17 protein-coding genes are annotated in these 17971 nt (G+C 71.5%); 12 read left to right on the forward strand and 5 right to left on the reverse strand.

Annotated elements, in window-relative coordinates:
* Window positions 1–495: 495 nt before the first annotated feature.
* The 7 genes from rimO (at window position 496) to A4R44_RS35815 (ending at window position 7420) form a co-directional block, all read left to right on the forward strand.
* On the forward strand, window positions 496–1944 hold the full coding sequence (gene rimO / locus A4R44_RS35785) for a 30S ribosomal protein S12 methylthiotransferase RimO (RefSeq protein WP_067590825.1): 1449 nt from the start codon (window positions 496–498) through the stop codon (window positions 1942–1944).
* Window positions 1941–2588, forward strand: a complete 648-nt coding sequence (gene pgsA, locus A4R44_RS35790; protein WP_067590828.1) for a CDP-diacylglycerol--glycerol-3-phosphate 3-phosphatidyltransferase — start codon at window positions 1941–1943, stop codon at window positions 2586–2588. Before rimO ends, pgsA begins: the two co-directional genes overlap by 4 nt.
* On the forward strand, window positions 2588–3052 hold the full coding sequence (locus A4R44_RS35795) for a CinA family protein (protein ID WP_067590831.1): 465 nt from the start codon (window positions 2588–2590) through the stop codon (window positions 3050–3052). The genes pgsA and A4R44_RS35795 overlap by 1 nt, the downstream gene beginning before the upstream one ends.
* Before the next feature lie 100 nt (window positions 3053–3152).
* The gene (locus A4R44_RS35800) at window positions 3153–3602 is read left to right on the forward strand and encodes a helix-turn-helix domain-containing protein (protein WP_067590833.1); all 450 of its coding nucleotides are present in this window, start codon (window positions 3153–3155) and stop codon (window positions 3600–3602) included.
* Window positions 3603–3855: 253 nt separating this feature from the next.
* The gene (locus tag A4R44_RS35805) at window positions 3856–4704 is read left to right on the forward strand and encodes a PspA/IM30 family protein (protein ID WP_067590836.1); all 849 of its coding nucleotides are present in this window, start codon (window positions 3856–3858) and stop codon (window positions 4702–4704) included.
* 37 nt (window positions 4705–4741) lie between these two features.
* Window positions 4742–5725, forward strand: a complete 984-nt coding sequence (locus tag A4R44_RS35810; protein ID WP_067590839.1) for a hypothetical protein — start codon at window positions 4742–4744, stop codon at window positions 5723–5725.
* Window positions 5726–6112: 387 nt separating this feature from the next.
* Complete coding sequence (locus A4R44_RS35815; RefSeq protein WP_067590843.1) at window positions 6113–7420, forward strand: hypothetical protein; 1308 nt, start codon at window positions 6113–6115, stop codon at window positions 7418–7420.
* Window positions 7421–7527: 107 nt separating this feature from the next.
* On the opposite strand, the gene A4R44_RS35820 is transcribed toward A4R44_RS35815, so the two are convergent.
* From A4R44_RS35820 to A4R44_RS35835, 4 genes are all read right to left on the reverse strand, one after another.
* Complete coding sequence (locus A4R44_RS35820; protein WP_067590927.1) at window positions 7528–8562, reverse strand: quinone-dependent dihydroorotate dehydrogenase; 1035 nt, start codon at window positions 8560–8562, stop codon at window positions 7528–7530.
* A 474-nt stretch (window positions 8563–9036) separates the two neighbouring features.
* Complete coding sequence (locus A4R44_RS35825; RefSeq protein ID WP_067590846.1) at window positions 9037–9609, reverse strand: GNAT family N-acetyltransferase; 573 nt, start codon at window positions 9607–9609, stop codon at window positions 9037–9039.
* Window positions 9610–9972: 363 nt separating this feature from the next.
* Complete coding sequence (locus tag A4R44_RS35830; RefSeq protein ID WP_067590849.1) at window positions 9973–10791, reverse strand: DNA-formamidopyrimidine glycosylase family protein; 819 nt, start codon at window positions 10789–10791, stop codon at window positions 9973–9975.
* A 3-nt stretch (window positions 10792–10794) separates the two neighbouring features.
* On the reverse strand, window positions 10795–11646 hold the full coding sequence (locus A4R44_RS35835) for a ParA family protein (RefSeq protein WP_067590852.1): 852 nt from the start codon (window positions 11644–11646) through the stop codon (window positions 10795–10797).
* 111 nt (window positions 11647–11757) lie between these two features.
* Between A4R44_RS35835 and A4R44_RS35840 the strand changes: the two genes are divergently transcribed.
* From A4R44_RS35840 to A4R44_RS35850, 3 genes are all read left to right on the forward strand, one after another.
* Entirely contained in the window at window positions 11758–12483 is a 726-nt protein-coding gene (locus A4R44_RS35840) for a methyltransferase domain-containing protein (RefSeq protein ID WP_067590854.1), read from the forward strand.
* Window positions 12484–12617: 134 nt separating this feature from the next.
* The gene (gene dinB / locus A4R44_RS35845) at window positions 12618–13835 is read left to right on the forward strand and encodes a DNA polymerase IV (protein WP_067590930.1); all 1218 of its coding nucleotides are present in this window, start codon (window positions 12618–12620) and stop codon (window positions 13833–13835) included.
* Between the two features lie 810 nt (window positions 13836–14645).
* Entirely contained in the window at window positions 14646–15050 is a 405-nt protein-coding gene (locus A4R44_RS35850) for a DUF3040 domain-containing protein (RefSeq protein WP_067590857.1), read from the forward strand.
* A gap of 622 nt (window positions 15051–15672) precedes the next feature.
* Here the strand turns inward: A4R44_RS35850 and A4R44_RS35855 are convergent.
* A complete protein-coding gene (locus tag A4R44_RS35855; RefSeq protein ID WP_067590860.1) occupies window positions 15673–16326 on the reverse strand; it encodes a TetR/AcrR family transcriptional regulator in 654 nt (217 codons plus the stop codon).
* Window positions 16327–16454: 128 nt separating this feature from the next.
* Here A4R44_RS35855 and A4R44_RS35860 point away from each other — a divergent pair, with 128 nt between their 5' ends.
* A complete protein-coding gene (locus tag A4R44_RS35860) occupies window positions 16455–17408 on the forward strand; it encodes an alpha/beta hydrolase (RefSeq protein ID WP_067590863.1) in 954 nt (317 codons plus the stop codon).
* Between the two features lie 135 nt (window positions 17409–17543).
* Entirely contained in the window at window positions 17544–17669 is a 126-nt protein-coding gene (locus A4R44_RS51925; RefSeq protein WP_255366208.1) for a hypothetical protein, read from the forward strand.
* Window positions 17670–17971: the final 302 nt, after the last annotated feature.

Genomic DNA, 17971 nt, shown 5'->3' on the forward strand with positions numbered 1-17971 from the left:
GTGCCGGGGGCTTGTGCCGGGCGGCTCGCAGGTTCGCGAGGGGCCCTTGAGGGACTCTGCGTCCCCTGCTGACTTGAGCCGCCGCACCGGGTGCGGTTGAGGCGCGTCGGCACCGGCCGAAGCGAATGGCGGGCCCGCCAGGCTCTTGTCGGGCCGGTGCGGCGGTGCAAGCCGGGGAAGAAACAGTGAAATGGGCATCAAACAGGCATTTCGACGGCGTTAGTGTCCTGTGCGGACGGGTAACAGGGCTGAGGCGACGCGGCTCGGGTTCCTGGCAGTGCATCCGATTCCTTCAAGAGCCCCGCACGGACGACCAGCCCCCATGCCAGCCCGGCGAGAGCCGCACCGGCTCCGTCGACCCGGGCCGACGCGAGTCAGCCGCACGCCCTCCAGCCCCGGGGTACCGGCGGAGCGGCCCGGCCGGAGAAGGCCGCGTCACCGCACTGGGCGACGCCGTCGCGGGGCGGTCCGGATGCGACGGCTACCCTGAACGTCGTGCCTTCTCCCGCCGCTGACTCCGCTCGCGCCCGCCGTGTCTCCCTCGTGACCTTGGGCTGCGCCCGCAACGAGGTCGATTCCGAGGAGCTGGCGGGCCGGCTGGCCGCGGGCGGCTGGGAATTGGCCGCCGAACCGGAGGACTCCGACGTCGTCGTGGTCAACACGTGCGGGTTCGTCGAATCGGCCAAGAAGGACTCGGTCGACACGCTGCTCGCCGCCGCCGACACCGGACGCAAGGTCGTCGCGGTCGGCTGCATGGCCGAGCGCTACGGCAACGAACTCGCCGACAGCCTGCCCGAGGCGAACGCGGTGCTCGGCTTCGACCACTACGCCGACCTGTCCGCGCGGCTGGACGACGTGGTCGCCGGCCGCGCGATCGCCGCGCACACCCCGTCCGACCGGCGCAAGCTGCTGCCGATCAGCCCGGTGCAGCGGCCCGCCGCGACGGCCGCGGTCGAGGTGCCCGGGCACGCGCAGCACGGCTGGGGCCCGCGGGTCCTGCGCACGCGGCTCGACGATTCCCCGGTCGCCGCGCTGAAGATCGCCTCCGGCTGCGACCGCCGCTGTTCGTTCTGCGCGATCCCGTCGTTCCGCGGTTCGTTCGTGTCCCGCCAGCCCGACGAGATCGTCGCCGAGGCGGCCTGGCTCGCCGAGAACGGCGCGAAGGAACTGTTCCTGGTCAGCGAGAACTCCACGTCGTACGGCAAGGACTTCGGCCGCGACGGCACCCGCGCGCTCGAACTGCTGCTGCCGCGGCTGGCCGAGCTCGACGGCATCGAGCGCGTCCGCGTGTCCTACCTGCAGCCCGCCGAAACGCGGCCGCAGCTGGTGCGAGCGATCGCGACCACGCCGGGCGTCGCGGACTACTTCGACCTGTCCTTCCAGCACTCCAGCGAGCGGGTGCTGCGCCGGATGCGCCGGTTCGGCTCCACCGATTCCTTCCTCGCGCTCACCGAGCAGATCCGCGAGTACTCGCCCGAGGCGGGCATCCGCACCAACGTGATCGTCGGCTTCCCCGGCGAGACCGAGGACGACCTCGCCGAGCTGGAGCGGTTCCTCACCGGGGCCCGGCTCGACGCGGTCGGCGTGTTCGGCTACTCCGACGAGGACGGCACCGAAGCCGAGACCTTCGAGGGCAAGCTCGACCCGGCCGTGGTCGCCGAGCGCGTCGCGCGCATCTCGGCGCTGGTCGAGGAGCTGACCGCGCAGCGCGCCGAAGACCGGATCGGCACTTTCGTGGATGTGCTGGTCGAGCACGACGGCACCGACGGCGACGACGCGGTCGGCCGCGCCGCGCACCAGGCCCCCGAGGTCGACGGGGAATGCGTCATCCTCGAAGACGAAGACACCAAGCCGTTCGCGGTGGGCGACCTCGTCCGCTGCGAGGTCGTCGACTCCGCCGGCGTCGACCTGGTCGTCCGCCCCGCGCCGGACGCCGGCCGGTGAGTGCCGCGCCCAGCGGGGCGGGCGAGGGCGTGCCCCGCGCCGCGTCCGAGGGCGGGGCGCAGGTGCCCGAGGCGACTGAAGTCCCGACGCTGAACCTGGCGAACCTGCTCACCATCTCGCGGCTCGTCCTGGTCCCGCTGTTCGTCGTCGCGCTGTTCACCGGCCACGGCGAGGACACCACGTGGCGCGCGATCGCCACCGGGCTGTTCGCCGTCGCCTCGGCCACCGACCAGGTCGACGGCTGGGTCGCCCGCCGCTACGGGCTCATCACCGACTTCGGCAAGATCGCCGACCCGATCGCGGACAAGGCGCTCATCGGCGCCGCGCTGGTCGGGCTCAGCGCGCTGGGGGAGCTGTCCTGGTGGGTCACGATCGTGATCGCGGTGCGCGAGATCGGCGTGACGCTGCTGCGGTTCTGGGTGATCCGGCACGGCGTGATCCCGGCCAGCCGCGGCGGCAAGGCGAAGACGATGGCGCAGATCCTCGCCATCGTGACCTATCTGCTGCCGCTGCCGGCCGGTGCGGACCCGGTGCGCTGGGCGCTGATGGGCCTCGCGGTCGCGCTGACCGTGATCACCGGCGTCGACTACCTGGTCCGCGCGATCCGCCTGCACGCCGCCGGCCGGCGCGCGATGGGCGCGTGATGACCGAGGCGCCCGAACTGGTCGCGACCCTCACCCGCCGGGGGGAAACCGTGGCCGCGGCGGAGTCGCTCACGGCCGGTCTCGTCTGCGCCACGCTCGCCAAGGTGCCGGGCGCGAGCGCGGTGCTGCGCGGCGGTCTGGTGGTCTACGCCACAGAGCTGAAAGCCGCGCTCGCCGGGGTCGACGAACAGTTGCTGGCCGAGCACGGCGCGGTGCACCCCGACGTCGCCGCGCAGCTGGCCAGGGGCGCGCGGGAGCGGTGCGGGGCGACCTGGGGCCTCGGCCTGACCGGCGTCGCCGGGCCGGATCCGCAGGACGGCGTGGTGCCGGGAACGGTGTACGTCGGGATCAGCGGACCGGGCGTGGACACGGTGCGTGAACTGGCCGAGACCGGTGACCGGGACACGATCCGGACCGCGTCGGTGCGCGCCGCGTTCGCGCTGCTCGGGGAACAACTAGACTGAAAACGGCGTTCGCCCTTGGCGTACGTACGTGTCAAGTCCTGCACTCGGGGTACCGCTCTGGGTAACGTGGGAGGCACCAGTTCGGGAAGGGAGGCGCGTGATGACCGTGCTGTTGCGCGAGGCGATCGGTGATCGGCTCCGTCATGCCCGCACCAACCAGCGTCGAACGCTGCGTGACATCTCCCGCGCCGCCCGGGTGAGCCTCGGCTACCTGTCCGAGGTCGAGCGCGGCCAGAAGGAAGCTTCCAGCGAGCTGCTGGCGTCGATTTGCGAGGCGCTGGAGCTGCCGCTGGGCGAGCTGCTGCACAAGGTCGCCGCCGACGTGTCGGCCCTCGACAAGGTCGAGGTCGCGCCGGTCGAAGAGGTGGAGACCGCGCCGAGGGAGACCGTGCCCGACCGGGGCGAGGCCGGGTTCGAAGGCGGCCGCATGGTCTCGGAGCTGATCGGCGACGACCTCTCCGACCTGCGGCTTCAGCCCGCGCCGCGGATGAACACGACGTTGCGGACCACGATCGGCGCGCCCAAGCTCGCGTCCACGATCGCGGCGTAACGCCGGCGCTGTTTCGCTGCCCGGCCCCGGGGCTCTCCCCGGGGCCGTCGGCGTGCGCGGGGTTCCCCTCCGGGCCGGGCCCGGCCGCCGGTCAGGGCTGACCCTGAATTCCCCCGGGGTCGCCTGGAACGGCGGAGGCCGACCTGACACGATGGAACCCGACGCCGGGGTCGGTACGTTGTGCGACTAGGGGAGCGACGCCCCGCCCCGAAGCAATCAGGGCCCGTGGGACGCAAGAAGGCAGGCGGAGGAGATGGCCAACCCGTTCGTGAAGTTCTGGAAGTACATGATGGCGGCGTTCTCGTCGAAGATCGACGAGCACGCCGACCCGAAGGTACAGATCCAGCAGGCCATCGAGGAGGCGCAGCGCAACCACCAGGCGCTGACGCAGCAGGCCGCCTCCGTGATCGGCAACCAGCGGCAGCTGGAGATGAAGCTCAACCGCCAGCTCGGCGAGGTCGAGAAGCTGCAGGCTTCGACGCGCCAGGCGCTGGTGCTGGCCGACGAGGCCCGCGGCAAGGGCGACGAGGCGAAGGCGACCCAGTTCGAGACCGCGGCGGAGAGCTTCGCCGCGCAGCTGGTCACCGCCGAGCAGAGCATCGAAGACCTCAAGACGCTGCACGACCAGTCGCTGCAGGCGGCCACGCAGGCCAAGCAGGCCGTCGAGCGCAACGCGACGATGCTGCAGCAGAAGCTGGCCGAGCGCACCAAGCTGCTCTCGCAGCTGGAGCAGGCGAAGATGCAGGAGCAGGTCTCCGCCTCGCTGAACCAGATGAGCCAGCTGGCCGCGCCGGGCAACACGCCGTCGCTGGAAGAGGTTCGCGACAAGATCGAGAAGCGCTACACCACCGCGCTGGGCTCGGCCGAACTGGCGCAGAACTCGGTGCAGGGCCGCATGATGGAGGTCCAGGAGTCGGCCACCCAGATGGCGGGCCACTCGCGGCTGGAGCAGATCCGCGCGTCGATGCGCGGCGACTCGGTCGCCCAGGTCACCGACGGCGGGTCGGGCTCGGCCGCGGCCGCGCCGGCCCCCGCCTCGGGCGACATCCAGCGGGAGATCCAGGCCCGCGTGCAGGCCGAACAGGGCAAGAACCCGGCCTGACCGGCCGGGCACGAGCGGCGCGCAGGGGGCGGGGCGGATGACCAAGCGGCGGGACTTCAGCGAGTTCAACGCCAAGCTCGAGAAGCACATCGAGCGGTTGCCCGACTACGCCCAGCGCGCCCAGGAAAAACTGCAGCGGTACTTCCCGCCTGCCGACGAGGCAGGCGGGAAGCCGCAGCAGAACAGCCGGCCCCAGCGCGGTCCGGTCTCCCCGCCGCCGGTGCCGCGCCGCCCGTCGGCCCCGGCCGCCTTTTCCGCGGTCGCCGGGCAGGTGCCCGCGGTCGCCGAGGTCCGCGCGAAATGGCAGCGCTGGAACGAGCCGAGCGCGAAGCACCAGCGCCGGATCCGCCGCACCTCGCGGGTGCTGACGTTGTGGGTGCTGGTCACGATCCTGCTCGGGATCCTCACCGTGCTCACCGCCACCGGCCTGCTCGGCGGAGCGGCGGCCGGCGCGGAGATCGGGCAGGCGGTGTTCTCCGGTTTCGCGACCCTGGTGTTCGGCACGTTCAGCGTCCGCACCGGGATGCGGTTGCGAGAGCTGAAGAAGCTCGAACTGCCCGCCGCGCCCAGCAGTCCGCCGCCGCTGCCCGCCGCCGGTTCGGCCGCGCGCGAGCCGATGGAGCGGTTGGCCGAGTCGGAAGCTTCGCTGCGTGAGCTCCTGAAGCAGCTTTCGGTCCCGACTTCGCTGGGCACCACGGCGGTTCCCGAGGTCTCGGTCGCCGACGCCCGTGCGACGGCCGACGAGGCCGCCCGTGCGCTGCGCGGCCTGGCCGACCGGATCCAGGCGATCGAACGAGGCCGCGATTCCGCGCCGGAGCGCGAACGTTCGGCGCTGCAGGCCGCGGTCGCGAAGCTGCGCGAACAACTCGACGACGGCATCGAAGGCTACGGCGGCCTGGTCGCCGCGGCCGGTCGCGCGGTGGCGGCGAGCAGTGACGGGATGGTCACGTCGCGGGAGGCGCTGACGGACGCGACGGACCGGCTCGCCGGGTTGGCGCTCGCACTGAAGGATCTTGGCTGACCCGCTGATCCAGCCCCGTCGCCGGGCCCCGCGGCCGGGCAATCCGCCGCGAAACGCCCGATCCGGGGGTGAATGTGGTCCGGGCCCGCGGCTTCGCGACGTCCCCGGGAATCGCAGTGGCCGGACCGAAACGCCGTCCTGATGGCCGAGTTTGGGATTCCGGTCGGCGCAACGGGACACCGCCGGCCGCGACGGTGCGTGAGTTTCCCCCGCACACCGCAACAATCGCGTAATCCGATCCTGCTGGTGACGGAAACGTCCGCGGTTTAACGTTTTTCTCATGAGGTCGGTGTTGGCACCCGCCAGGCCCGGCGTCGCGGGCTGAGGTTCGCGGCGCCGGACGTACACAGTGGACTCCTCCGATCCCGCCGAGGAAAGGACGCCCTCGTGACTACGCTCCCGCCGGAACCTGATCCCGTTCCCGTCCCTCCGCCCAGCTCGTCCGAGCGGGTCCGCACCGCGTTCGAGCGGCTCGCGAAAGCCGACCGCCCCGGACTCTGGGCTTCGGTGCGGACCATGGAGGAAGTGCTCGTCGAAGCGAAAACCGTCGACGAACGCGTCCACGCCGGAGAAGACCTGCCGCTCGCCGGAACCGTCTGCGCGGCCGACGCCGACGGCCCGCCCGCGATCGCGCGCCTGACCGACGCCGGCGCGGTGGTCCTCGGAACCACCGTCGCGGACCCGGAAAACGCGGTCGTCGGGCTTGAGATCGTCGACCTGGCACTGAATTCCTCCGTACGCGAGATCGCCGCCCCGCCCGGGGTGCTCACCCTCAAACCGACGCCCGGGCTCATCTCCGGGACGATCGTTTCGGTGTCCGCGCACCGCCTCGCGACCGCCCAGCGTGCCGTTGCCGCGATGCTCGGCCCCGATGGTCTGGACCCAGCGGTCCGCGAATGGCCCGCCGACGTCCGTCTCGCCGCCGGACAGCACCCGCGCCTCGGCATCCCCGCCGAAGCCAGCCTCCCGCTGCCCGCGAGAAGAGCGTTCGAGGTCGCTGCTGCCTCTCTGGAGGCTTCCGGGGCCGTGCTGGTCCCAGTGGACGTCAGCGCGCTTTACGGGGCCGGCAACGTCCCTGCGGCTCATTCGCTGCTGGCGGATCTGGACGCGGTTCTCCTGCCGACTGTCGGCGTTCTGGACGCGACGCTGAACGCCCTGGACCTAGCTGCGGTGACCGTGCCGGGAGACCGGCGGCCGTACGGAATCACGGTGGTGACAAGGGCGTTCGAGGACCAGATCGGGGCCGACCTGGCTTCGGTGCTGACCGGCGAGCAGTCGCCGGATCCGTATCCGTGCGAGAGCGTCGACGTCGTGGTGTTCGGTGCACATCTGTGCGGCCAGCCGTTGCACGGCGAGTTGCGCGGTGCGCGGTTCGGTGGTCTGGTCCGGACCGCTGAGCGCTACCGGATGGTGCTGCTCGACGGTGTCACGCCGCCGCAGCCCGGGGTGATCTCCGGCTCGGCCGGCGTGGACGGCGAGCGCTGGCGGCTGTCTCCCGCGGCGTTCGGCCGGTTCGCGGCGGGGTTGGCCGCGCCGTTCGTGCTGGGCCGGGTCGAGCTGGAGGACGGGAGTTCGCCGCTCGCGGTGCTGTGCGAACCGGCGGCCGCGGCGAGCGGGGAAGGTCTGGACCGGTACGCGTCTTGGCGGGGGTATCTGCGGTTCGTCAGCACGGGGGGACGGCGGCTCCCCGGCTGAGGCCGGACGGTCGCTTTCGGCGTCTGGGTCGAGCTGTCCGGCGCCGAAGCGGTGGACCGGCCCGGGTCTTCGCGGGCGGACTCGGGCTCGGCGCTGTCGGGGCTTCGCTACCGGTCGGCGAGTCCCCGGCCGACGCGGCGGACCAGTCCGGGCCCGTGCAGGGCGAAGCCGGTGTAGATCTGCACGAGGCTGGCTCCGGCGTCGAGCATGCGGCGGGCGTCGTCCGGGCCGAGGATGCCGCCGACGCCGATGATGGGCAGCTTGCCGTCGGTCTTTTCGTGGACGAAGCGGACGACTTCGGCCGAGCGCTCGGTCAGCGGGCGGCCGGACAGCCCGCCGGTTTCGGAGGCCAGTGCGGCTTCGGCGGGGGCGACGCCTTCGCGGGAGAGGGTGGTGTTGGTCGCGATGATTCCGGCGACGCCGTGCTCCAGGCAGACTTCGAGGAGTTCGGCGAGTGCGTCGTCGGTGAGGTCGGGGGCGACCTTGACCAGCAGGGGAGTGTCGCCGCCCAGTTCGGCTCCGGTCTCGCGGAGCTCGGCGAGCAGCTCGGCGAGTGCCGCTTTGTCTTGCAGCGCACGGAGACCCGGGGTGTTGGGGGAGCTGACGTTGATCGCGAAGTAGTCCGCGAAGGGGTGCAGGGCGCGGAGGGAGAAGCGGTAGTCCTCGACCGCCTCGTCCAGCGGCGTCACCTTGGACTTGCCGATGCTGATTCCCAGCGGGACAGCGGGCTTTCCGCGGGCGGCCAGGCGGTCGGCGAGGGCTTGGGCCCCGTCGTTGTTGAAGCCCATGCGGTTGATGACCGCGTCGGTGGCCGGGAGGCTGTAGAGGCGGGGTCGGGGATTGCCTGGCTGGGGGTGTCGGGTGACCGTGCCGACTTCGACGAAGCCGAAGCCAAGGGCGGGCCAGGCGTGCAGGGCGCGGCCGTTCTTGTCCATGCCCGCGGCCAGGCCGACGCGGTTGGGGAAGGTCAGGCCCAGGACGGTGGCGGGGTCGTTGGTGCGGTACAGCTTCGAGATCGGGCGGAGGGCGGTTCCGGCTCGGCTCGCTCGGCTCAGGAGGGTGACGGTGCGTTCGTGGACGACCTCGGGGTCGTGGTAGGCGAGCCGGTACATCGCTGGGCGGACGATCCTGTCGAAGAGCACGTCGTCCATGCTGCCGTATCGCTGCTGGTCTGGCTGGGGCGGATCGGGGTTGGTGTGGTTCGGGTCGCGCCGGGGGCGGCTCGTCGCCTGGGGGCGACATTGCTGTGGTCGCTGGCGTGGGGCACCCCGAAGCCCAATTGTGCTGACGGTTCGGGGGTACTTGTCAAGGCGGGAAAGATGCCTTGACAAGCACCCCCGAACCGCAGGGGGGCTTCGGATCGGGGTGCGGGGATGGCGTGGGTGCCTCGATTGTTGGCTTGCGGTTGGGGTCTGCTGGGCTTCGCGCCCCAATGGGGCGGCATCCCCGGAGGCTTGCGGGCGGGGCTGGCCGTGAAAGGATCCCTCACGGACCGGTGGCGGGTCGTGAGGGGAACCCTGAGGAACTCTGATTCCCTCGGGGTTCCCCTCACGGCACGTGGGCGGCTGGCGGAGAGGGCGGAGCCGCCGCGGGCCGGAAGTGCCGGAGGGGAGGGATCAGTTCCTCCGGGAAGCACCGGCTTTCCACTCGTCTTCCAACATGGCGTAGACCAGCTCGTCGGTCCATTCGCCCTTGACGATCTCGTTCTCCCGCAGGCGCGCTTCCTGGCGCATCCCCAGCCGTTCCATCAGCGACGCCGACGCGGTGTTGCGGCCGTCGCAGCGGCCGATGACGCGGTGCAGGCCCAGGTCTTCGAAGCCGAGGCGCAGGACTTCGCACGTTGCTTCCAGGGCCAGGCCTTTTCCGTGGTGGTCGGGGTGGAAGACGAAGCCGATCTCGCCTTGGCGGTGTTCGGCGCTGAGGTATTCGAGGTTGAGGTCGCCGATGAGCTGCCCGGTTTCGGCGAGTTCCACGGCGACGGCGAGGAACTGGCCTTCCTCCGTCAACGTCGCGCTGTGCACGCGCTTCGCCAGCGCGGCCGCGGATTCCGCGCGGCTGCGCGGTCCCCAGTACAGGTAGCGGACGACGTCCGCGCGGGACTGGAACGAGTTCAGGGCATCGAGATCGTCGTCCCGGAACGGGCGGAGGAGCAGGCGTTCGGTGCTGATCGGATAGTCCGGCCTGAGCATCCTCCCAGCCTAGCGACTTTCGCGGGTCCGGAGGAACCGCCAGTGATCGCCGAGAGCGGAAAGAACCGCGAACGGACAGGGAAATTCCCGGGGCGCCTCCTGAACGCCGTCAGCGTCCAGGCCCGAGCCGGACCGGTGCTCGGGAACCCCGGGAACCCGGTGACTGCCTGGTATTCGTCAGCAGGCAGCACGTGAAGCAGGCGATGAGCCGAAGGTGGCTCTTGGTGCGTCGCTGCTCAAAGTCCCAACACGTGCCATCCGCTAGCGGACAGCCACCTCACGAGTCCTGTGTGAATACAACTTAGGACCACCTCCTCTCTCGTGTACTGCCACGCTAACCGCGAACCTCTCGGTACGGCAACATCATTTGCGCGGCGGTCCATCGGCCGGGACGGGGCCGGGCTGGCAGCGCGGGCAGCACCAGGTCGGGCGCTGGTACCGGCCGTCGCCCTGCTGGCGCACCAGCAGCGGGCCGCCGCAGCGGAAGCAGCCCTGGCGGGTGCGTTCGTAGACCCAGGTGCGGCGGCCGCGGCGGAGGTCGCCGGTGGTGGCCTGCTCGTGCCGCCACGCGTTCGCGACCAGCAGCTTCCGGGCGAGCGCCACCGCTCGTGCGGGGTCCACTTCGGACACTGGGGTCCACGGGGAAACCCCTAGCAGGAAAGAGATCTCGCACTTGTACAGGTTGCCGACGCCGGCCATGATCCGCTGGTCCAGCAGTGCGTCGCCGAGTTCGCGGTCCGGTTTCGCGGCGAGATTGGCGGCGGCCAGCGCGGCGTGCTCGTCCCTCCACTGTGGATCGAGCAGGTCCGGGCCGAGGTGGCCGACGAGAGCGGGTTCCTCGGCGGTGGGCAGCAGTTTCAGGTCGTGCAACCGGAAACCGATCGCCTGGACGTCCTCGGTCATCAGCACGACGCGCGCGTGCTGGGCGGGCATCGCCCACTTCGCGCCCGCCGGCTGGATTTTCCACGAGCCGTCCATGCGCAGGTGGCTGTGCAGCGTCAGGTCGCCGGAGAAGCGCGTGAAGAGGTGCTTCCCGACGGTGCCGACGCTGTGCACCTCCCGGCCCGCGAGGTCCACAGTGGCCAGTTCGGGATGCCGGAACTGGCCGCGCACCAGCGTTTTCCCGGCGAGCGCGCGGTCGAGCAGCTTTCCGGCCAGGAATACGGTGTCGCCCTCGGGCACGGTTCAGCCCGCGGTTTCCGACACTTCCGCCCGCGCCGCTTCCTCCTCGGCGCGCACGCGGTGCCGTCCGGCGCGGCTGGAGCGCAGGATTTTGGCGAGGACCATGTTGAAGGTCAGCGCGATCTCTTGTGCGCCAGGGGAATGCCATTCGTGGATCGGGCTGCACGCGCCCTGGGCCTGCTGCACCGCGAGCCGGTCCGGGATCGCGGTCGGCATCACCAGCGAACCGAAGTTCTCGCGCAGCTCCGAGACCCGGAACTGGTGCTCGTACGACCGCACGCGCAGCTTGTTCACGAGCACGCCGATCGGCCGCAGGGACGGATTGCCGTCCTCGCGGATCCGTTCGATCGCTTCGAGTGCGCGCTGGGCGCCGGCCACCGCATACATTGTGGGTTCGGTCACAATGAGCGCGCTGTCGGCCGCCACGAGTGCCGATTTGGTGAGCCGGCCGAGCGACGGCGGGCAGTCGATGATCGCCAGCTCGTACGGGTCCTCGCGCAGCGGACGCTGGTGGAGTTCGTCGAGCGCGCGGGAAAGGTTTTCCAGGCGGCGGCCGTCGGAGTCGGGTTCGTTGAGCGACTCCAGCTCCTCGGCGCCGACCAGCACGTCGATCTCCTCGCTCCAGACGCTGGGCGCGATCGCGCGTTCGAGGACGGCCCGCGCGGGCGTCTCGAGCACGTCGGCGAGCGTCGCGTCGGTGAACGGCGGATCGAGCGAGGTGGTGGCGTTGCCCTGCGGGTCGAGATCGGCTACGAGCGTGCGGGTTCCCCTACGCAGCGCGGCCGACGCGATACCGAGCGCGACCGTCGTTTTGCCGACACCACCCTTGAGGCTGAGAACGGCGACCGTGTGCACTCGACACAGCCTACGGGCCGCGCGCCGGGGCGGTAGCCCGGAAGGTGGCGAACGCCGCTGCGGCGCCACGCGGGTCACGGCAAGTGACCGGCGGCCATTACCCTGTCGGCCATGAAGACCGACACCGTGGCCGCCCGGGGCTCGGGCGCTGTACGCCGGGCGCTCGAGGCCGAACTGCGGGCCGCCCGCGCCCGCGGCGTGGAGCAGCCGGTCGTCGTCGACGTCGGCGGCGGGAGCGGCGGCTGGGCGGTGCCGTTCGCCTCGGCCGGATGCCTGGTCACCGTGGTCGAACCGAACCCGAACGCGCTCGCGACGCTGCGTCGCCGCGCCGAGGAGGAGGGTGTCTCGGGCCGGATCACGGTGATCGCGGACGACTCCGACGCGCTCGGCGCGCACGTCCGGGCCGGATCGGCGGACCTGGTGCTGGCGCACGGCCTGCTGGAGGTCGTGGACGACCCGCGCGTCGTGCTCGACGCGCTCGCCGCGGCCGTGTCGCCGGGCGGGGCCGTGTCGGTGCTGGTGGCCAACCGCACCGCGGCCGTGCTGCATCGCGCGCTGGCCGGGCGGATCTCCGAGGCGCAGCAGCTGATGGAAGGTCCGGACGGCGTCGTCGCGGGGGACACCGTACTGCGCCGGTACGACAGTGCCGGGCTCACCGATTCGCTCGTGGCGGCCGGCCTGGAGGTCACGCTGCTGCAGGGCGACCGGGTGATCTCGGACGTCGTGCCGGGCGGGGTCCGCGAGGACGAACTGGCCGAGTTCGAGCTGAGTGCCTCGGCGGTGCCCGCGTTGCGCGACGTCGCGGGCCGCTTGCACGCGATCGCCCGGCGGGGCTGATCCGCTCTCCGCCCGCCGCGATGACCGGCCCGGCCACCCGTAAGCGTGGTCGCCGGTGCTCGCACGCCAGGAATTGTCGGTGGCGGCGGGTAGCGTCCGGAGGCGTGGGGAGAAACGCCGAACTGCCGAGCGGGATGGCCCGCTACCGCGTCACCACGGGCGCGACCGAGCTGCCGGACGACACCGGCTGCTCGATTCTTCACGTGGACATGGACGCCTTCTTCGTCTCGTGCGAACTGCGCACGCGGCCGGAGCTGGCGAGCCAGCCGGTCGTCGTGTCCGGCGGCGGCCCGCGCTCGGTCGTCGCCGCGGCGAGCTATCCGGCGCGGCGCTTCGGCGTGCGCTCGGCGATGCCGTTCGCCACGGCCAAACGGCTCTGCCCGCACCTGGTCTGCATCCAGCCGACGCCCGGGCTGTACGGCGAGGTGTCGCGCGGAGTCATGGGGATTTTCCGGCAGTTGACGCCGCTGGTCGAGCCGCTGAGCCTGGACGAGGCGTTCCTGGACGTCGGAGGCGCCCTGCGGCGGCTGGGGACCACTCCGGGCGCGCTGGGCGCGCGGATTCGGGAACGAGTGGCGGCCGAGCACGGGATCACGTGCTCGGTGGGCGTCGCGAAGGTCAAATTCGTAGCGAAACTGGCCTCGGGGATGGCCAAACCGGACGGGATGGTGATCGTCCCCGCGGCCGAAACGCTGGAGTTCCTGCACCCGCTGCCGGTATCGGCGCTGTGGGGAGTCGGAAAGCGCACGGAGGAACAGCTGCGGCAACACGGCTGGCACACGATCGCGGACATCGCCGCCACCCCGCCCGCCCGGCTGCGGCGCGCGGCGGGCCGGGCCGTCGGGGATCACCTGTGGGCGTTGGCGAACGGCCATGACGACCGGGCCGTGGAACCGGAGTCGGCGGAGAAGTCGATCGGAGCCGAGCACACCTTCGACGTCGACGTCTTCAATCGGGCCGAGCTGGGTTTGGAGCTGTTGCGGCTGTCCGAACGGGTCGGGGCGACGCTCCGGTCGCGCGGACTGCGCGGGAGGACGGTGTCGATCAAGGTGCGGTTCGGCGATTTCCGCACGATCACCCGAGCGCGCACTGTGCTCTCGGCGACCGACGTGGCCCGCGACATCCACCGCACGGCGGTCGAGCTTCTGGCCGAGCACGCGCCGACGGGAGCGGTCCGGCTCATCGGGGTGCGGGTGGAAGGCCTCGACACCGGCGACGAGGGGGAGCAGTTGTCGTTCACGAACGACGAGCCGCGCTGGCGAGACGCCGAGGTGGCGGCGGACGTGGCTCGCCTGAAGTTCGGCTCGGCGGCGATCCGGCCCGCTTCGCTGCTTTCTCCCCGGGAGGAGTGAGGCAGGGGCGTGGGGTGTGCCCGGTCTGGCGGAGTGGGGCGGCGGCGGAGTGGGGTGTGGCCGGTCGGGCGGAGTGCGGCGGGGGCGAAGCGGGGCGTGGCCGGTCGGAAGGGGCGAAGCGGGGAGCGGGGGGCGTGCCCGGTCGGAAGGAGCGAAGCGGGAGCGGGGTGTGCCCGGTCGGGACGAGCGAGCCCCGGCACCTCAAGCGTCGAAGTCCACCGTCGCGCACTCGGAAGCCGGATGCGGCGGGCAAGCCGGTGCAAACCTCCGCCTCGGCGGGTCCGTGGGCGATCCTTCGCGGGTAATTCCCCGAAATGACTGCCTGGTCGGCAACCGCCCTCCGGCGCGGGGGCCGAGCGGTCTCCGAAAATCGGGGTCGGCGGTCGCGCTGAGTTAGCGCGCGGCGGGCTGTCCGCACGGTGAGGGATTGCCGGTCCCGGCAATGGGCAAGTGAAAAGTCGCGGACGGTATCGATCGGCGGAAGATCCCGCCGAAGGGGACGTCGGCACGCCAGGCGGTCGGCCCGAAGACAGTTTCTCTCCGTGACGAGGGACCCCGGACGGGGGAGGCCGACGGGGTCGCGGAGGGGCCTGGACTGCGCCGAAGGGGGTGACTTCCGTCGCGGTGACGCACTGTCAACCCGCGTTGGGCGGGATTTCCCCCGATTCGATCATTTCCGGATCGGGGATCGGGTAGTCGGACGAGCGCGGGGCTCGTATCCTGGACAGTGCCACCCCGCCTGGGGTTGGCTGTTGGGTCCAGGACGTTGCGCGGCCCGGCGCCCGCGACAGCTGTGCCGGAGGAGGAAAGATGCCACTCTCCGAGCATGAGCAGCGGCTGCTCGACCAGATCGAGCGCGAGCTCTATGCCGAGGACCCCAAGTTCGCATCCACGGTGCGTGGCACCCGGCTGCGCCGACCCGCGCGCCGTCGGCGCATCCAGGGGATCGCCCTGTTCGTGGTGGGCGTTGCCCTGCTGGTGCTCGGTGTGGTGATCCCGGTGTTGCGGGTCGCCGACATCCCGGTGGTCAGCGTGCTCGGGTTCCTCGTGATGTTCTTCGGGGTCATGATGGCCGTGACGTCGCTGCACCACAGCGACGCGGGCGGCAAGGACAGCCATGACGACGGAGGCGGCGGGGGGAAGCCGTCCGGCCGCAAAAGCTCCTTCACCCAGCGCATGGAGGAACGTTTCCGCCAGCGCTTCGAAGGCCAATAGCACGACGGTGAATCCGCGCTTCTCCCCTCGGGGCGGAGCGCGGATTCTCTGCGCGGGCGCGGGCTGCACCGTTGAGCGGGGCACGGGTGCGCCCGGCGCCGCGAACGTGCGCGCAAGGCGCGTGCTTGGTCTGCGCCAGCTTCGGTCCGGTGCACTTCCGGTTCGGAATGCGCGGCCAGGAAACTTGGTGCGCGGCGTCGACGGGTGATTGCCGACGATGCTCAGCGCGGCGCTGGATCCGGCCTGCCGCGGGAACGGCTCTGCGGAAGGCTGCCGGCCGTGCCGGTCCGGACGGAAGCCCGAGCTGAGCCTGGCCTGCCCGCTGCGGCGACCTTGCCTTGCGCGGCCGCGTTGCCGGTTCGGACCCGGCACGCTGGGGTGGTGCAGACCGGGCGGGAGTGTCGCTGTGGCTGGCCGGTGGCGTGCCGGTTGGGCTTGAGGCGTCAAGTCCGGGCGGGCCGGTCGCCCAAGGCAGGGCGGCGCCGAGCCGGGCGCGTCTTGAAACGCCGGGGCTGCTCGGGCTTTCCGGCGCCGCAGCTTGCGGGCGGTCGGGCCGGATCGGTCTGAACGACCGCTGTTCCGGTGCCGCAGCCGCGGCGCATGGTGCTGATGATCCGGCGTATCAGGGGATCTCGGCCTCGATCTGAGCAAGGTGCGCGGCAAGGATTTCTTCGAACGCGGCGCGCCGGTCTGCCCCGAGGGGGCGGATGTCGCGGGCGAAGCTCGACAGGGCGGGGAAGCGTTCGGGATCGGCGCCGAGCACCGCGACGCGGAACTGCTCCAGTCCCTGTTCGTACTCCTCGGCGGTGATGGTGCTGATGCCTGCCTCGGAGGCGATCAGTGCGGCGAGGAGGAGCACGACGCGGTGGTATCGCACCGGGACCTGCTCGTCGGGCAGGCCGGACGCGCGCAGGGCCTGCAGCAGTTCTTCCATGACCAGCCGGGATCCGGTGCCGCCGGACGCGTAGCGGCCCCACACCGTCGCGAGCTGAGGCTGCTCGCCGAAGGCTTCGTGCAGGCGCAGGCCCAGTGCGGTGATGCGCCGCTTCCAATCGCCTTCAGCGCGGTAGTCGTCCATGGCGGCCAGCAGGATCCGGTCGGCGACGGCGCGCAGCAGTTCGGTCTTGTTGCGGAAGTGCCGGTAGAGGCTCGAGGGGTCGGTCCCGAGCGCCGCGGCGAGCTTGCGCACGCTGAACGACTCGGCGTCGCTCGTGCGCAGCAGATCCGCCGCCGTATCCAGGATCTCCTCGGTCGACCATCGCCTGCGGCCCGTCATCTCGCCCCTTTCGCCCGCCCCAGCATAACCTGTGCACTTGTCGATGCACACACCGTGTGCATAATGAGGACAAAGCGCTGGGCGAGAACCGAGACGCACTCGGCGCATCGACTGGGGAAGAAGGAAACATGAGTGAGCTAGCTGCCGTGACACGACCGCCGGAGCCGGACTTCGCGGCGATCACGACCGAGGAACTGCTCGTTTACCGAGACGCGGAGAACCGCTTCCGGGCCTCGGGCGCGGCGCGGGCCATCCTCGGAGAGCCGGACCCAGGCGCCGCGATCGAGTGGCGGAAGATCGCGCTGCCCGGCCGCGACCTGCCCGTCCGGGTCTGCCGGCCGGCGCGGGCTGGAGACGAAGCCGGAACCGGCCTGCCGCTGGTGGTCCACGTTCACGGAGGCGGCTTCGTGGGCACGGCGGCGCAGTGCGACTGGACCAACAGTCACGTCGCCGCGCGCCTGCCCGCCGTCGTCGTCTCCGTCGAGCACCGCCTCCTCGCCCCGGGCAGCTCGCTCGCGGACGCCGCTGACGACGGCTGGGATGTGCTCCGGCACGTGCTGCGGCAGGGCGCGCAGTGGGGCGTCGACCCGGCGCGCGCGGCCGTGTTCGGGGAGAGCTGCGGAGCGCTGATCAGCGCTCTGGCGGCCGTCCGCGCCAGGGACGCCGGTCTGGAACTCAAGGCGCAGGTGCTGGTCAACCCCGTAGCCGACGTGACCGAGACGATGTTCGACTGTCCCTCCATCGCCGAATACGCATACAGCCCGTCCCGGGCCTTGCCGCTGCTGCGACTCTTCCAGCGGCTCGCCGTCCCGCTGGGAGCCGACGCCGGCGCCGTCTCGCCGCTGTACGCCGACGACCTGAGCGGGCTCGCCCCGGCGCTGGTGGTGGTGCCGACCCAAGACGCGGTCGCCGACCACGGGCGCTGCTACGCCGAGCGGCTCCGCGAGGCAGGAACCTCGGTGCGGCTCACCGAGTACCCGGGCGCGAAGCACGCGTTCCTGACCCTGCCCGGAGTGGAACCACAGGCCGAGGCCGCCCAGACAGAGATCCTCGCGTTCCTCCGCGCGGCCCTGGCGACGTGAGGGAGGAGCACGTGCACCGCATTCCCGGCCCAGCTGCACGACAACCCGGCCGTCGCGCTGACCGGCCAATAGCAGCAGTGACGAGAGAAGATCCTGACGACACAACCATTCCAGGCACGAGGGCCGCTCGCAGCGATGTGCGCGGGCTTTGCTCTCGCCATCCTCGCGACGATCGCCGCCCACGTCGGCCGCGGCAGCACTGATCTGCTGGCCGAGCACATCCGAGCCGGCGGCCCCGCCTCGGACTGGCCGGACCGCTGATCAAGGACACCTCCGGCGCGACCGGAACCGGCTTCGGCCGGGGCGGTTCCCTGCCTGACCGGCGTTCTCGCGGTCGCCTTGCGGCAGAGCAGAAGGCGAACGACGTGACGACGGAACGCGACCCGCGCGAGCCACGACTACTGCGCACCGCGGAGGACGACACAACGCAGCGAATCGGCATCGCCGGCGCGGGCGAGGTCGGCGAGGCCATAGTCGAGGGTATGCGCGGCGAAGGCGGTGCGCCCCGGAGGTCTTCCTAATCGGTAGTAGGGGTGTTTCTTCCGGCTCGTGACGCGGGTCGG

Origin of the sequence: Amycolatopsis sp. M39, from assembly GCF_001651785.1 — a bacterium.
GTDB classification, from domain to species: domain Bacteria; phylum Actinomycetota; class Actinomycetes; order Mycobacteriales; family Pseudonocardiaceae; genus Amycolatopsis; species Amycolatopsis rubida.

What these genes read in the sequence shown, in the direction of transcription:
- A4R44_RS35795 (WP_067590831.1), top strand. Translation starts at nt 2,588, where the DNA reads ATGACCGAGGCGCCCGAACTGGTCGCGACCCTCACCCGCCGGGGGGAA.
- A4R44_RS35800 (WP_067590833.1), top strand. Translation starts at nt 3,153, where the DNA reads ATGACCGTGCTGTTGCGCGAGGCGATCGGTGATCGGCTCCGTCATGCC.
- A4R44_RS35805 (WP_067590836.1), top strand. Translation starts at nt 3,856, where the DNA reads ATGGCCAACCCGTTCGTGAAGTTCTGGAAGTACATGATGGCGGCGTTC.
- A4R44_RS35810 (WP_067590839.1), top strand. Translation starts at nt 4,742, where the DNA reads ATGACCAAGCGGCGGGACTTCAGCGAGTTCAACGCCAAGCTCGAGAAG.
- A4R44_RS35825 (WP_067590846.1), bottom strand. Translation starts at nt 9,609, where the DNA reads ATGCTCAGGCCGGACTATCCGATCAGCACCGAACGCCTGCTCCTCCGC.
- A4R44_RS35840 (WP_067590854.1), top strand. Translation starts at nt 11,758, where the DNA reads ATGAAGACCGACACCGTGGCCGCCCGGGGCTCGGGCGCTGTACGCCGG.
- dinB (WP_067590930.1), top strand. Translation starts at nt 12,618, where the DNA reads ATGGCCCGCTACCGCGTCACCACGGGCGCGACCGAGCTGCCGGACGAC.
- A4R44_RS35850 (WP_067590857.1), top strand. Translation starts at nt 14,646, where the DNA reads ATGCCACTCTCCGAGCATGAGCAGCGGCTGCTCGACCAGATCGAGCGC.
- A4R44_RS35855 (WP_067590860.1), bottom strand. Translation starts at nt 16,326, where the DNA reads ATGACGGGCCGCAGGCGATGGTCGACCGAGGAGATCCTGGATACGGCG.
- A4R44_RS35860 (WP_067590863.1), top strand. Translation starts at nt 16,455, where the DNA reads ATGAGTGAGCTAGCTGCCGTGACACGACCGCCGGAGCCGGACTTCGCG.
- A4R44_RS51925 (WP_255366208.1), top strand. Translation starts at nt 17,544, where the DNA reads ATGTGCGCGGGCTTTGCTCTCGCCATCCTCGCGACGATCGCCGCCCAC.